We start from the raw sequence: 325 nt of genomic DNA on the forward strand, positions 1-325 counted from the left end.
GTCTTCGTGACTCACGCTAATGCACCCTTGACGCCGGAGGGGCGTCGCCGTCTTGTTCAGCTCGTCGAGGATCGCGGTTGGTCACTTCGGCGGGCGGCGGAGCGGTTCCAGTGCTCACCTGCGACGGTGAAACGCTGGGTCGACCGATCCCGGGCTGGTCTGCCGATGGCGTACCTGCCCTCTCGTCCTCATTCGTCGCCGGGCCGGTGCTCGAGGCGTTTGGAGCATCGGATCGTCGCTTTGCGGTTCACGCGACGGTGGGGTCCGCATCGGATCAGCTACCACCTCGGTGTTCCACGCTCGACCGTCGGCAGGGTGTTGGCCC

At 66.5% G+C, this 325-nt stretch carries 1 protein-coding gene; it reads left to right on the forward strand.

What is annotated here, in order from left to right; translation table 11 throughout:
- Positions 1–6 precede the first annotated feature (6 nt).
- Positions 7–325 (forward strand): helix-turn-helix domain-containing protein (locus AC1RP1_RS08130; protein ID WP_481762738.1); only part of this gene is annotated, 319 nt, incomplete at its 3' end.

The sequence above is a fragment of the Dellaglioa sp. CoH-56-MRSF-13 genome (genome assembly GCF_056782095.1).